The organism is Micromonospora sp. NPDC007220 (genome assembly GCF_040634035.1).
Classification (GTDB): Bacteria; Actinomycetota; Actinomycetes; order Mycobacteriales; family Micromonosporaceae; genus Micromonospora; species Micromonospora reichwaldensis.
The window spans coordinates 94,909-107,697 of record NZ_JBEYEU010000008.1 but is presented as its reverse complement, the minus strand read 5'-3'; the positions used below and the strand labels follow the sequence as shown (position 1 = coordinate 107,697).

Below are 12,789 nucleotides of genomic sequence, written 5' to 3'. Positions count from 1 at the left end.
CAGGGCCCGGCGGACACCTGGTGCCCGCACCATCCGCCCGAGTCCGCCGTCGTCGCTCAAGGCGCGGTGGCTGGCGTGGGCACGGTGGCGGGGTGTGGATAGTGGCGTTGTAGATCTTGGTACCAAATGGCCCCTCCAAGGGCCGTTTCCTGCCAAGATCTACTGCAATCCCGAGATTCGGAACGCTATGCCCAGGGGGTGGAAGATTGGGGTTCAGGCGGGCGGTTCGGTTGCCACGAAGGAGCCCTTGCCCTGCCGGGTCACGATCCAGCCTCTCTCCTCCAGGATCCGCAGCGCGTATCGCACGGGCCATGCGCTCGATTGGTACTGCTCGCGCATCTCGGCGATAGACGGCAGCTTGTCGCCGGGCTGAAGGGTGCCCGCGCGGATTGAGGCCGTGACATCGGCGATGATCTGCTCATACAGCGGTGCTTGCGGCATGGTGGCGCCACCTCTCGTCAGCGAACCGATCTTCGCACCCGAGTGACGCGCCGTGCATGCTCTGTTGACTGTGAAGGCAGTGCCTTCTAAGTTGGGATGGCAGGGGTTCTCTCGTCAGCAGCGGAGCGCCCCGGGGCCGGGCGAGGGAACGCGGACCGTCCTCTCCACCGACCCGCCCTGGCCCACCTCGCCCTGATCCACACCGCATGCTTCGCGCACCTCGTCCTGACCGCACGCTTTGTACTCACCCGCAAGGAGGCTCACCATGCAGGAGCGTCCGCCCGACGGGCCGCTGCCGGCGGCACACCCGGTCCCGGGTGCCCGCGCTCGGCACCCCGACGGGGATCAGGTGCCCTGTCCGCCCCGCCCGCAGCGCGCGCCGCTCACCCGTCGCCAGTACGCCTACGGCATCACGGTGGCGCTGCTCGTACTCGTGCTCGTCGCGGTCGGGATCCTGCGGTGAGCGGGACGGGCCGGCGGTGACGGGCCTGCCGGTGGGCCGGCGGGTCGCCCAGTGGCGGGTGCGGCGCAACATGACCCAGCAGCAGTTCGCCGACCGTCTCGGCAAGTCGAAGAGCTGGGTGGACAAGGTCGAGCGCGGAGTGCGCCCGCTGGAACGGATGTCCAACCTGCGGGAGGTCGCCGAGGCGCTGCGGATCGACATGGAGGTGCTGCTCGCGGAGCGGATCGGGCAACCGGACGTCGCCGTTGCCGGTGTGGCGCGGATCCGGGCCGCTCTGGCCCGCTACCACGTCGAGGCGTCGTCCCGGCCGCCCGACGTCGCGAAGGTACGGGCTCGCCTCGACCACGCCGAGCAGAGCTACCGGCACGCCCGGTATCCGATCCTGCTCGGCCTGCTGCCCGGGTTGCTCGACGCCGCCCGCGAGGCGCGGGTTGCCCGCCCCGGCCGGGCTGCCGACGAGCTGCTGGTGTCCGCGTACGGGCTCGTCGCCCTGGTGCTTGTCAAGGTCGGTCAGGGGGAGTTGGCGTGGCTGGCCGCCGACCGGGGGATGGCCGTCGCGCTGGCCACGGACGACGCGCGGCTGGCCGCCGTCGCCACCGTACCGCTGAGTCAGGCGTTGCGGGCCGTCGGCCGGCGGCGCTCCGCGATGGAGACGGCGCTCGTGGCCGCCCGCCGTCTCCCGCCGCGCGAGTCGGCCGAGAGTGCCCTGTCGCCGGGCGGTGACGGTGCCCCGTCGCTGCGCGTGACGTTGCTGCTCCAGGCCGCCCTCGCCGCTGCCGGCCGGGGAGACGGGCGCCGGGTGGCCGGCCTGCTCGACCAGGCCGCGGCAGCGGTCGGCACCGTCGGCGGCGGCTTCGGCCGGGCGTCGGTCGAGGCGGCGCGGGTGGTGGCCGAGGCCGCCGTCGGAGACGTACAGGCGGCGACGGTACGGCACGAGCGGCTGGTCTGCGGTGAGCAGTGGCGGTGGCTGCCGCCCGAGCACCGGGCGGCGTACCTGCTCGACGTGGCCCGCGTACACGCTCTCGCCGGCGACATGGTCCGGGCGGGGCGGGCGCTGCTGGACGCCGAACGCACCGCGCACAGCGAGGTGCACGACCGCCCGGCGGTGCGCGACCTGGTCGCCACCGTGGCCCGGTACGCCGCCGCCCCCGCCGGCCTGGCCCGCCTCGCCGCCGCCCTGCACGCCACCTGAGGCGGCCTGTGGCCTGCCCGAACCCATCCCCGACACGTATCGTTTGTATTACGTGGTAGAGGGGGGCGTCATGAAACTCAACAGCAAGGGCCAGGTCACGATCCCGGCCGCGTTGCGGGCCCGACACGGGCTGCACGAGGGCGACGAGGTCGACGTCGTGGAGGAGGGCGGTGCGCTGCGGATCGTCCGGGTGAGTGGCGCGGAGACCAGGGGCCAGCGCCTGGTCCGGCACATGCGCGGTCGCGGCGGTGCGAAGCAGACCAGCGGTATGTCCACCGACGAGCTGATGGAGCTGCTACGTGGGGAGTGAGCGGCTCCGCGCGCTGGCACCGCGGCCCACCGACTCCGCCACGACGCTGGTGGACACGAACGTGTTGCTCGACATCTTCACCGAGGACCCGAACTGGGCGGGCTGGTCGAGTGACGCCCTCGCCGCCGCCCGGGACGCCGGCGCCCTGGTGGTCAACCCGATCGTCTACGCCGAGGTCTCCGTCCGGTTCGACACCATCGAGGAACTCGACGAGGCGCTTCCAGCAGCGGACTTCCTCCGCGAGGAACTGCCCTACCCGGCCGGGTTCCTGGCCGGGAAGGCCTACGCCAGATACCGCTCCCAGGGAGGGGTCAAGCGATCGCCGATCGCCGACTTCTACATCGGGGCGCACGCAGCGGTGTGCGGGTACCGGTTGCTCACCCGCGACGGCACCCGCTACCGCACCTATTTCCCGAAGCTCGATCTGATCACCCCGACGGGCTGAGGCCGCGCGGCCAGCGAGCCGGCCGGCGTTTCGCCGCCGCCCTGCACGCCACCTGACCCCGCTTCGCCATCAGGCGAAGCGGCGTCCGGATCGCCAGTCTTCGGCGTTCTCGCGCCATATCGGCCAGGTGCGCCACAGGAACACACCGCCACCCGATCCCAACGCCACGACCAGGCCGATGCCGACCCACGCCGCGTACCGGTCGTCGCCGATGCGTACGTCGCGCACGATCGCGTCGGGTGAGGCGGGGTCATAGACCACGGTGGCCGCATCGCCCACCCGCGGCCGTGGACGCCAGTAGTAGTCGCTGACCTGCGTGACGACGTCATGGCCGTCGGCGGTGGTGAACGAGGCCACCACGTACGAGTCCCGCTGAAGACCGTGCACTTCCAGCACCGTCGCCGTGGCGCGCACGCCGTACGTGTTCAACCGGTGCGTGCGGTACGCCGAGTCGATCTGGAGCAGTAAGAGCCCCACGGCCCCGACCAGCAGGACCACGAGGCTGAGCAGAGGGTGGCGCAGCCAGTACCCGGGCAGCCACCGGCTGCGCAGCCGGATCGGCGCACGTCTCCTCCGCCAGCCCATGCCGCCATTCTGCCCACCGTCGGCGACTGGGGTCTCGACGGTCAGGTGCCGGATCGACGACCCTGCCGACTCACTTCAGCAGCGAGCGGTAGAGGTCGAGGGTGCGGGCGGCGATGGTGTCCCAGGAGAAGTGGTCGACGGCGCGTTGCCGGCCGGCCCGGCCGAAGTCGGCGGTGCGAGCCGGGTCGGCGAGCAGCTCGTTCATCGCCGCCGCCAGGTCGGCCACGAAGCGTTCCGGGTCCAGCGGCCGGCCGGAACCGTCGGTGGCCTGCTCGATGGGGACCAGCAGCCCCGTCTCGCCGTCGGCGACCACCTCGGGGATGCCGCCGGTGGCGGTGGCCACCACCGCCGTCTCGCAGGCCATCGCCTCCAGGTTCACGATGCCCATCGGCTCGTAGACCGAGGGGCAGACGAAGACCGTGGCGTGGGTGAGCACCTGGATCACCTCGTGCTTCGGCAGCATCTCCGCGACCCACACCACCCCGGAGCGCTTCGCCCGCAGCTCCGTCACCAGGCCCTCCACCTCGGCGGCGATGTCCGGGGTGTCCGGTGCGCCGGCGAGCAGCACCAGCTGGGTGTCCGCCGGCAGGTCGCGCGCCGCGCGCAGCAGGTAGGGCAGGCCCTTCTGCCGGGTGATCCGCCCCACGTACACCACGCTGGGCAGGGCCGGGTCGATGCCGAGCCGGCCCACCACGTCCGTGCCGTGGTCCGGGGCGTACTGCGCCGTGTCGATGCCGTTGTGCACCACCCGGACCCGGTCCGGGTTCACCGCCGGGTAGGCGGTCAGCACGTCGCGCCGCATCCCCTCGCTGACCGCGACGACCGCGTCGGCCGCCTCGAACGCCGTGCGCTCGCACCAGGAGGAGAGCGCGTAGCCGCCGCCGAGCTGCTCGGCCTTCCACGGCCGCAGCGGCTCCAGGCTGTGCGCGGTCACCACGTGCGGCACGTCGTGCAGCAGCTTCGCCGTGTGCCCCGCGAAGTTGGCGTACCACGTGTGACTGTGCACCACGTCGGTGCCGGCGCAGGCCGCGGCCATCTCCAGGTCCACGCCCATCGTCCGCAGCGCGGCGTTCGCGCCGGTCAGGCCCGCCGGTTCGGCGTACGCGGTGACACCCGCCTCGGTGCGTGGCGCGCCGAAGCAGTGCACCCGTACGTCGGCGAGCCGGCGCAGCTCCCGGGCCAGGTACTCGACGTGCACACCGGCGCCGCCATACACCTCGGGCGGGTACTCACGGGTCAGCAGGTCGACGCGCAGCCCGGCGGAGTCGTTCATGAACGGCACCCTAGTGCAGAACGCGCCGCCGCACCCGGCTGTGGAACTGTGCCGTACGAGTGGTGAAGTGACGGCGGGGTAGATAGCGTCTGGACATGGCTGCCAAGGTGCTCGCGATCGTCCTGGCCGGCGGAGAAGGCAAGCGCCTGATGCCGCTCACCACGGACCGGGCCAAGCCGGCCGTCCCGTTCGGCGGGATGTACCGCATGGTCGACTTCGTCCTGTCCAACCTGGCGAACGCCGGCTATCTCAAGATCGTCGTGCTGACCCAGTACAAGTCCCACTCGCTGGACCGGCACATCACCAAGACGTGGCGGATGTCGACCCTGCTCGGCAACTACGTCACTCCGGTGCCGGCGCAGCAGCGCCGCGGCCCGTGGTGGTTCGCCGGCTCCGCCGACGCGATCTACCAGAGCTTCAACCTCATCCACGACGAGCAGCCCGACCACGTGATCGTCTTCGGCGCCGACCACATCTACCGGATGGACCCCCGGCAGATGGTGGAGGACCACATCGCCTCCGGCGCCGGCGTCACCGTGGCCGGCATCCGGCAGCCGTTGTCGATGGCCGACCAGTTCGGCGTCATCGAGGTCGGCGAGGACGGCCGGCGGATCCGGGCGTTCCGCGAGAAGCCCACCGACGCGGTCGGCCTGCCCGACGCGCCCGACCAGATCTACGCGTCGATGGGCAACTACGTGTTCAGCACCAAGGCGCTGTGCGAGGCGGTCGAGCGCGACGCGGAGGACAAGACCAGCAAGCACGACATGGGCGGCAGCATCATCCCGATGCTGGTGGAGCGCGGCGAGGCCAACGTCTACGACTTCCGCGACAACGAGGTGCCCGGCAGCACCGACCGGGACCGCGGCTACTGGCGCGACGTGGGGACGCTCGACTCCTTCTACGACGCCCACATGGACCTGATCAACGTGCACCCGGTGTTCAACCTCTACAACTTCGACTGGCCCATCTACACCGGGCAGCTGACGTACCCGCCGGCCAAGTTCGTGCACCAGTGGGGTGAGCGGGTCGGCCGGGCGGTCGCCTCGATGGTGTCGCCCGGCGCGGTGATCTCCGGCTCGCTGGTGGAGAACTCGGTCGTCTCGCCCAAGGTGAAGGTGCACTCCTGGGCGCACGTGGACGGCGCGGTGCTGATGGAGGGGGTCGACATCGGCCGGCACGCGGTCGTGCGCCGGGCGATCCTCGACAAGAACGTGATCGTGCCCGAGGGGGCCGAGATCGGCGTCGACCTGGAGAAGGACCGGCAGCGCTACACGGTCTCCGACAACGGCATCGTGGTGATCGGCAAGGGACAGAAGGTGGAACCGTGAGCAGTCATCCCCGGGCCGGCAAGCCCGCCCAGCCCGCCGACCTGGTCGACGTGCCGCGGCTGGTGACCGCCTACTACGCCGAGCACCCCGATCCGCAGGACCCGGCGCAGCAGGTCTCCTTCGGCACGTCCGGGCACCGCGGGTCGAGCCTGCGCCACGCGTTCAACTCCGACCACATCCTCGCGGTCACCCAGGCGCTCTGCGACTACCGCCGCGAGCAGGGCCTGGACGGGCCGCTCTTCCTCGGCCGCGACACCCACGCGCTCTCCGCCCCGGCCGCCGTGGACGCGCTGGAGGTCCTCGCCGCCAACGAGGTCTCCGTGCTGCTCGACAGCCGCGACGGCTACACGCCCACCCCGGCGGTGTCGCACGCCATCCTCACCCACAACCGGGGGCGTACCAGCGGGCTCGCCGACGGCATCGTCATCACCCCGTCGCACAACCCGCCCGACGACGGCGGCTTCAAGTACAACCCCACCCACGGCGGCCCGGCGGACACCGACGTCACGAGGTGGATCCAGGACCGGGCCAACGCGATCCTCGCCGACGGACTGAAGGAGGTCCGGCGGATCCCGTACGCCCGGGCCCGCGCCGCCGACACCACCGGGTCGTACGACTTCCTCGCCCGCTACGTCGACGACCTGCCGGCGGCGATCGACATCGACGCGATCCGCGACGCCGGGGTGCGCATCGGCGCCGACCCGCTCGGCGGCGCGAGCGTGGCCTACTGGGGCGAGATCGCCGAGCGGCACCGGCTGGACCTGACCGTGGTCAACCCGACGGTCGACCCGACCTGGCGGTTCATGACCCTGGACGGCGACGGCAAGATCCGGATGGACTGCTCCTCGCCGAACGCGATGGCCTCCCTGATCGCCGCCCGCGCCGACTACCAGGTCTCCACCGGCAACGACGCTGACGCCGACCGGCACGGCATCGTCACCCCCGACGGCGGCCTGATGAACCCCAACCACTACCTCGCGGTGGCGATCGGCCACCTGTTCCGCACCCGCACGCAGTGGGGCCCCGCCGCCGCCGTCGGCAAGACCCTGGTCTCCTCCTCGATGATCGACCGGGTCGCCGCCGACCTGGGCCGCCCGCTGCTGGAGGTGCCGGTCGGCTTCAAGTGGTTCGTCCCCGGGCTGCTCGACGGCGCGGTGGGCTTCGGCGGCGAGGAGAGCGCCGGCGCGTCCTTCCTGCGCCGCGACGGGGGCACCTGGACCACCGACAAGGACGGCCTCCTGCTCTGCCTGCTCGCCGCCGAGATCATCGCGACCACCGGCCGCACCCCCAGCGAGCACTGGGCGGAGCTGGCCGAGCGCTTCGGCGCGCCCGCGTACGCCCGCATCGACGCGCCGGCGACCCGCGAGCAGAAGGCCGTGCTCGGCAAGCTCTCGCCGGAGCAGGTGACCGCCACCGAGCTGGCCGGCGAGCCGATCACCGCGACCCTCACCACCGCGCCCGGCAACGACGCGCCGATCGGCGGGCTCAAGGTGACCACCGAGTCGGGCTGGTTCGCCGCCCGGCCGTCGGGCACCGAGGACGTCTACAAGATCTACGCCGAGTCCTTCCAGGGCCCGGAGCACCTCGCCCGGATCCAGCAGGAGGCGAAGGACCTGGTCTCGGAGGTCCTCGAACGGGCCTGAGCACCTGGCTCGCCTCCCACCGCAGCCGACACCGGTGTGCGCCGGACCGAGCGGCGCCGGTGCCGGCGTCAGAAGGCCGTGCGCGACTGTCGAGCTGCCCCATGCCCGAGGGCAGGAGGGGGCGCTCTCCGGCGCGGGCGCCTGCTGACGGGAGCGCTCCTGCCAGGCCCGCCGTGCGTGCCTGGCCGGTCGTGCTGGCCTGCCGTGCCTGCCGTGCCTGCCTGGCCGGTCGAGCCTGCCTCGCTGTCGAGCTGAGTCGTCTACGACATCAGCTCGACAGCGTGTGTCGGGCCCAGCGTGTGTCGGGCCCAGCGTGTGTCGGGCCCAGCGTGTGTCGGGCCCAGCGTGTGTCGGGCCCAGCGTGTGCCGGGCCCAGGCTGGCCTGGGTGCAGGTGGGCGGGTCAGCGGGGCGGGGGCAGCTCGCGGCGGTTGAACTTCTCCCGCAGGCCCTCCGGCAGCAGTTCGCGGAGCTGGTCGGGAAGCAGCGGCAGGTCCAGCAGGCTCAGCTTGAGCTGGTTGCGTTCCTGGTAGCGGCGCGGGTCCAGGCGGACGACCAGGCCGGCGTCGTGCCGGTAGCGGATCTGCACGACGCCCTCCGTCGCGGCGTCCCGGATGACCAGGCCGTCCACCTCCACCGCGACCGGGCCGGAGCCCTCGCGCAGTTGCAGGCGGACCGTCTCGTGGGGGGAGAGCACCAGCGCACGGGAGATGCCGGCCATCGGGGCGGACGGGGTCACCACCACCGCCTCGGTGGCCGGCGAGACGAGCGGGCCGCCGGCGGCGTAGCTGTAGGCGGTCGAGCCGGTCGGGGTGCTGACCACCAGCGCGTCGCAGCGGTAGTACCCGTACTGCTGCCCGTCGACGGCGAGGGAGGCGCTGACGAAGCCGGCACCGGGCTGGCGGATCAGCGCGATGTCGTTGAACGCGACGAGGTCGTCGCCGCAGACGTCGCAGGCCAGGCAGCTGTGGTTCTCCACCGTGAAGTCGTGCGCCACCAGCCGGTCCAGGGCCCTCGGTAGCTCCGGCGGCTCCACCTCGACGAGGAAGCCGAGCTTGCCGACGTGTACGCCGAGCACCGGCTTCGGATCGTGGACGGCCGACCGGAGCGCGCCGAGCATCGTCCCGTCGCCGCCGATGGCGATCAGCGCGTCCGACCGGTGGGCCACCTCGCCCACCGGCAGCGGTTCGACCGTGGCCGGTACGCGGTGCCGGTCCTCGGCGCGTACGGCCAGGGAGATGTGGTGTCGGGCGGCCCAGGTCACGATGGTGTCGACCACCGCGGAGACGTCCCGGGTGGGGTGCAGCACCAGCCCGAGCCGGCTCCGGTCCATGCCTACAGCTCATCACATCCCGGGGTCCCGGGACGGGCGTACCGCGAGGCGGGCGGGCGACCGCGCGACGTGTCACTTCGTCACGTCCGGAGCTTTCCGCGTGACGCGCCGGTGCACGGGTCGTTGGTGGAGACGGGAGCGGGTCCGCAGGGGCTCGATGTCCCGGGCCCGCGTGCAGGTGGCGCGCCGGGCGGGAACCACGAGGAGGATCTTTGAAGATCGTCGTTACCGGTGGCGCCGGTTTCATCGGCTCCAACCTGGTACGCGCCCTCGCCGACACGCCGCAGGTCACCGAGGTGGTGGCCGTCGACGACCTCTCCACCGGGTTGCTGGAGAACCTGATCGACCTGCCGGTGCGGCTGTTCACGGGGACGATCCTCGACCCCGATCTGCTCGACGAGGCGGTCAGCGGGGCGGCCGGCGTGGTGCATCTCGGCGCCCTCGGCTCGGTGCCCCGCTCCATCGACGACCCGCTGCGCAGCCACCACGCCAACGCCACCGGCACCCTGAGCGTGCTGGAGGCCGTCCGGCGCCACGGGGTCCCCCACGTCGTGGTCGCCTCGTCGTCCTCCGTCTACGGCGCCAACCCCGTCCTGCCCCGCCAGGAGACGCTGCGGCCGATGCCGGTCAGCCCGTACGCGGTCTCGAAGCTGGCCACGGAGGCCTACGCGCTCGCGTACGCCGCCTGTTACGGCATCGGCGTGCTGCCGTTCCGCTTCTTCAACGTCTACGGGCCCCGGCAGGCAGCCAACCACGCGTACGCCGCCGTGGTGCCGAGGTTCGTCTCGGCGGCGCTGGAGGGCCGGCCGCTCCAGGTGCACGGCGACGGCACCCAGTCCCGTGACTTCACCTACGTCGGCAGCGTCACGGACGTGATCGTCGACGCGGTCCTGCGCCGCGTCTGCTCCCCCGACGTGGTGAACCTCGCCTTCGGCGCGCGGCTCTCGCTGCTGGAGCTGATCGCGGAGCTGGAGGAGGTGCTCGGTCGCCGGCTCGAGGTGGAGCACGGCCCGTCGCGGGCGGGCGACGTGCGCCACTCCGACGCGGACGACGGGGTGCTGCGCGCGCTCTTCCCCGACGTGACGCCGGTGCCGCGCGCCCAGGCCCTGCGGGCGACCGTGCAGTGGTACGAGGCGCACGCGGAGCAGCTTGCCTGACGGCGGACCGGCCACCGGCCGGGGCGCGGGCGGCGGTGGCCGGTACCCGCCCGAACGGGTTGGCGGGAGCCGCCGGTGCGACGGCACCCCGTCCTGATCCGCAACCGTGACCTTGGGTGTTGCTTGTCGTTGACTGTCAAGAAGGGTGCAAAAAGGTCATTTCGCCTAGTTGGCGCCGGTAGGCGGCAACACGCGACATCGGGGGAAACAGTTGAAGATCGTGGTCAGCGGCGGGGCCGGTTTCATCGGTTCGAACCTGGTCCGGGCGCTCGCCGAGCAGCCGCGGATCAGCGAGATCGTGGTGGTCGACGACCTGTCGACCGGTTCGCTGGACAATCTGCTGGACGCGCCCGCCCGGGTCCTCGTCGGCTCGGTCTGCGACCCGGACGTGCTGGACGACGCGCTACCGGGCGCCGCGAGCGTCGTGCACCTCGGTGCCCTCGGTTCGGTGCCCGGGTCGATCGACGATCCGGCGCGCAGCCACCACGCCAACGCCACGGGAACGGTGAGCGTGCTGGAGGCGGTGCGCCGCCACGACGTGCCGCACGTGGTGGTCGCCTCGTCCTCCTCGGTCTACGGGGCGGCTCCGGGGATGCCCCGGCACGAGGCGCTGCGGCCGATGCCGGTGAGCCCCTACGCGGTCTCCAAGCTCGCCACCGAGACCTACACCCTCGCCTACGCTGCCTGCTTCCACCTCGCCGTGCTCCCGTTCCGCTTCTTCAACGTGTACGGGCCGCGGCAGGATCCCGAGCACCCCTACGCCGCCGTGGTGCCGAGGTTCATCGCCGACGCGCTCGACGGCCGGCCCCTGACGCTGCACGGCGACGGCCAGCAGACCCGCGACTTCACCTACGTCGCCGACGTCACCGACATCATCACCGACGCCGTGGTGCGCCGCGTCGGCGCGCCCGACGTGGTCAACCTGGCGTTCGGCACCCGTACGTCGCTGCGGGATCTGGTCGCCGAGCTGGAGGTCGTGCTCGGCCGGCGGCTCGAGGTGGAGCACGGCCCACCGCGGCCCGGCGACGTCCGCGACTCGCAGGCCGACTGCACCCGGCTGCAGGAGCTGTTCCCCGCCGCCCGGCCGCACTCGCTGCGCGCCGGTCTGGCGGCGACGGTCGAGTGGCACTCGGCTGCCCGCGCGCTGAGTCCGGTCTAGGGCGGCCGACCGCGATGCACCCCGCCGTCACGCAGCCGGCCGACGCCCGATCCGCGCCGGCCGACCCGGCTGCGGACGACAGGGGCCGTGACCGGAGGCTGGTCGCCGGCATCGCGACGACGGTGGGCAGTCGGGCGGTCGGTGCCGTCGTGCCGCTGCTGCTGCTCCCGCTCACCCATCGGTATCTCGGCACGGAGCTGTTCAGCCTGTGGCAGGCGGTGACGGCACTGACCGCGATGGCGGCCTTCGCCGACCTAGGCCTGGGCAACGGGCTGATGACCAAGTTGGCGGACACCCAGGCCCGGGGCGAGACCGCCCAGGCCAGACGCTACGTCTCCACCGCCTACCTGACCCTGGCCGGCGCGGCGGTCGCGGCCTGCGCCGCCCTCTGGATCGGGGCGCTCGCCATCCCGTGGACCTCCGTGTTCAACCTGCCCAGCGCCGAGCTGGTGCCGACCGCCCGGTCCATGACGCTGGTCTGCCTGACCGTCTTCATCCTCAACGTGCCGATGTCGCTGGTCATCCGGGTGCAGTACGGCGTCCAGCAGGTCGCCCGCGCCAACACGTGGCAGTTGGCCGGGTCCCTGCTCTGCCTTCCGCTGACCCTGGCCGCCGTGGCCCTCGACGCCGCGCCGGTGACCTTGGTGGCCGCCGTGGTGATCGGTCCGCTGCTGGGCAACGCGGTGAACAGCCTGTGGTTCTACATCCGGCGGATGCCGGAGCTGGCCCCGTCGTTGCGGTGCGTGGAGAGGGCCGCCGCCCGGGAGCTGCTCCGGCTGGGCGGGATGTTCCTGCTGCTCACGGCAGCGCTGACGGTCGCGACCAACGCCGACCCGCTGATCGTGGCACAGACCCGTGGCCTGGCCGACGTGGCCGTGTTCGCCGTGGCCGCCCGCCTGATCGCCCAGCTCGGGCTGCTCATGTCGATGGTGAGCGCGGCGGCGTGGCCGGCGCACGGTGAGGCGCTGGCCCACGGGCGGGTGGCCTGGATCCGCCGCCGCACCAGGCGGATGACCCTCGTGGCCGCGACAGCCGTCGGGCTGCCGAGCATCGTGGTGGCGCTCGTCGGTGGGCAACCGTTGGCCGCGCTGATGGGGATGACGCAGGCACCGGACCGGTGGCTGCTCGCCGGCCTCGGTGCCTGGTGGATGGTGCTCGCGGTGGCCTCGCCCTGGTTCATGGTGCAGAACGCCGCCGGGGTGGTCCGTCCGCAGCTCGTCGCCTGGGCGGCGTACCTCGTCCTGGCGGTGCCGCTGAAGTGGTGGGGCGCCGGGGCGCTGGGGATGGCCGCGGTGCCGTGGCTGGGTGCGGCAGTCGCACTGGTGACGGTGTTCCCGGCGGCGCTGCTGGGTTACCGCCAGGTGCTGGCCCGAGCCGGCCCGGCGGTCCAGGGCCAGCGGGTCGCGGCATGAGCGGACCGCCGGACCGGCCGCGCCTGGTCGCGGTGCCACCACAGCAGGGG

Annotated in this window: 13 protein-coding genes; 9 read left to right on the top strand and 4 right to left on the bottom strand. The window is 72.5% G+C overall.

The genetic code is table 11. The features are described 5' to 3' along the window. Positions 1-213: 213 nt before the first annotated feature. Entirely contained in the window at positions 214-441 is a 228-nt protein-coding gene (locus ABZ573_RS17500) for a winged helix-turn-helix domain-containing protein (protein ID WP_327027548.1), read from the bottom strand. Between the two features lie 265 nt (positions 442-706). Between ABZ573_RS17500 and ABZ573_RS17495 the strand changes: the two genes are divergently transcribed. From ABZ573_RS17495 to ABZ573_RS17480, 4 genes are all read left to right on the top strand, one after another. After that, the gene (locus ABZ573_RS17495) at positions 707-904 is read left to right on the top strand and encodes a hypothetical protein (RefSeq protein WP_327027549.1); all 198 of its coding nucleotides are present in this window, start codon (positions 707-709) and stop codon (positions 902-904) included. Between the two features lie 16 nt (positions 905-920). After that, the gene (locus tag ABZ573_RS17490) at positions 921-2,096 is read left to right on the top strand and encodes a helix-turn-helix domain-containing protein (RefSeq protein ID WP_358119041.1); all 1,176 of its coding nucleotides are present in this window, start codon (positions 921-923) and stop codon (positions 2,094-2,096) included. A gap of 70 nt (positions 2,097-2,166) precedes the next feature. Beyond that, complete coding sequence (locus ABZ573_RS17485) at positions 2,167-2,406, top strand: AbrB/MazE/SpoVT family DNA-binding domain-containing protein (protein ID WP_327027552.1); 240 nt, start codon at positions 2,167-2,169, stop codon at positions 2,404-2,406. Next, positions 2,396-2,851, top strand: coding sequence for a type II toxin-antitoxin system VapC family toxin (locus tag ABZ573_RS17480; protein ID WP_358119038.1), 456 nt, complete (start codon positions 2,396-2,398; stop codon positions 2,849-2,851). Before ABZ573_RS17485 ends, ABZ573_RS17480 begins: the two co-directional genes overlap by 11 nt. A gap of 69 nt (positions 2,852-2,920) precedes the next feature. Here the strand turns inward: ABZ573_RS17480 and ABZ573_RS17475 are convergent, their stop codons facing one another. Both ABZ573_RS17475 and glgA read right to left on the bottom strand, forming a co-directional pair. After that, positions 2,921-3,436: a DUF3592 domain-containing protein gene (locus tag ABZ573_RS17475; protein ID WP_358119036.1), complete on the bottom strand. Its 516-nt coding sequence runs from the start codon at positions 3,434-3,436 to the stop codon at positions 2,921-2,923. 70 nt (positions 3,437-3,506) lie between these two features. After that, positions 3,507-4,709, bottom strand: coding sequence for a glycogen synthase (gene glgA, locus ABZ573_RS17470; RefSeq protein WP_358119034.1), 1,203 nt, complete (start codon positions 4,707-4,709; stop codon positions 3,507-3,509). A gap of 95 nt (positions 4,710-4,804) precedes the next feature. Between glgA and glgC the strand changes: the two genes are divergently transcribed. After that, entirely contained in the window at positions 4,805-6,037 is a 1,233-nt protein-coding gene (glgC, locus tag ABZ573_RS17465) for a glucose-1-phosphate adenylyltransferase (protein WP_132235810.1), read from the top strand. Beyond that, positions 6,034-7,680, top strand: coding sequence for a phosphoglucomutase (alpha-D-glucose-1,6-bisphosphate-dependent) (gene pgm, locus ABZ573_RS17460; protein WP_358119032.1), 1,647 nt, complete (start codon positions 6,034-6,036; stop codon positions 7,678-7,680). Before glgC ends, pgm begins: the two co-directional genes overlap by 4 nt. 401 nt (positions 7,681-8,081) lie before the next feature. Here the strand turns inward: pgm and ABZ573_RS17455 are convergent, their stop codons facing one another. Beyond that, positions 8,082-9,011: an NAD(+)/NADH kinase gene (locus ABZ573_RS17455; RefSeq protein ID WP_151455447.1), complete on the bottom strand. Its 930-nt coding sequence runs from the start codon at positions 9,009-9,011 to the stop codon at positions 8,082-8,084. A 212-nt stretch (positions 9,012-9,223) separates the two neighbouring features. Here ABZ573_RS17455 and ABZ573_RS17450 point away from each other — a divergent pair, with 212 nt between their 5' ends. The 3 genes from ABZ573_RS17450 (at position 9,224) to ABZ573_RS17440 (ending at position 12,739) form a co-directional block, all read left to right on the top strand. Continuing rightward, positions 9,224-10,168 carry an NAD-dependent epimerase/dehydratase family protein gene (locus ABZ573_RS17450; protein ID WP_151455448.1) on the top strand — a complete coding sequence of 315 codons (945 nt, stop codon included), beginning with the start codon at positions 9,224-9,226 and terminating at the stop codon, positions 10,166-10,168. A 220-nt stretch (positions 10,169-10,388) separates the two neighbouring features. Next, positions 10,389-11,327 (top strand): NAD-dependent epimerase/dehydratase family protein, encoded by a 939-nt coding sequence (locus ABZ573_RS17445; RefSeq protein ID WP_225852284.1) that lies wholly within the window; start codon positions 10,389-10,391, stop codon positions 11,325-11,327. A gap of 14 nt (positions 11,328-11,341) precedes the next feature. Beyond that, a complete protein-coding gene (locus ABZ573_RS17440; protein WP_327027557.1) occupies positions 11,342-12,739 on the top strand; it encodes an oligosaccharide flippase family protein in 1,398 nt (465 codons plus the stop codon). Positions 12,740-12,789: the final 50 nt, after the last annotated feature.

Bases quoted from the DNA above. Each gene is read 5' to 3' on its own strand.
- ABZ573_RS17455 (WP_151455447.1), bottom strand. From the start codon at position 9,011: ATGGACCGGAGCCGGCTCGGGCTGGTGCTGCACCCCACCCGGGACGTC.
- ABZ573_RS17485 (WP_327027552.1), top strand. From the start codon at position 2,167: ATGAAACTCAACAGCAAGGGCCAGGTCACGATCCCGGCCGCGTTGCGG.
- glgC (WP_132235810.1), top strand. From the start codon at position 4,805: ATGGCTGCCAAGGTGCTCGCGATCGTCCTGGCCGGCGGAGAAGGCAAG.
- ABZ573_RS17475 (WP_358119036.1), bottom strand. From the start codon at position 3,436: ATGGGCTGGCGGAGGAGACGTGCGCCGATCCGGCTGCGCAGCCGGTGG.
- ABZ573_RS17440 (WP_327027557.1), top strand. From the start codon at position 11,342: ATGCACCCCGCCGTCACGCAGCCGGCCGACGCCCGATCCGCGCCGGCC.
- glgA (WP_358119034.1), bottom strand. From the start codon at position 4,709: ATGAACGACTCCGCCGGGCTGCGCGTCGACCTGCTGACCCGTGAGTAC.
- ABZ573_RS17500 (WP_327027548.1), bottom strand. From the start codon at position 441: ATGCCGCAAGCACCGCTGTATGAGCAGATCATCGCCGATGTCACGGCC.
- ABZ573_RS17495 (WP_327027549.1), top strand. From the start codon at position 707: ATGCAGGAGCGTCCGCCCGACGGGCCGCTGCCGGCGGCACACCCGGTC.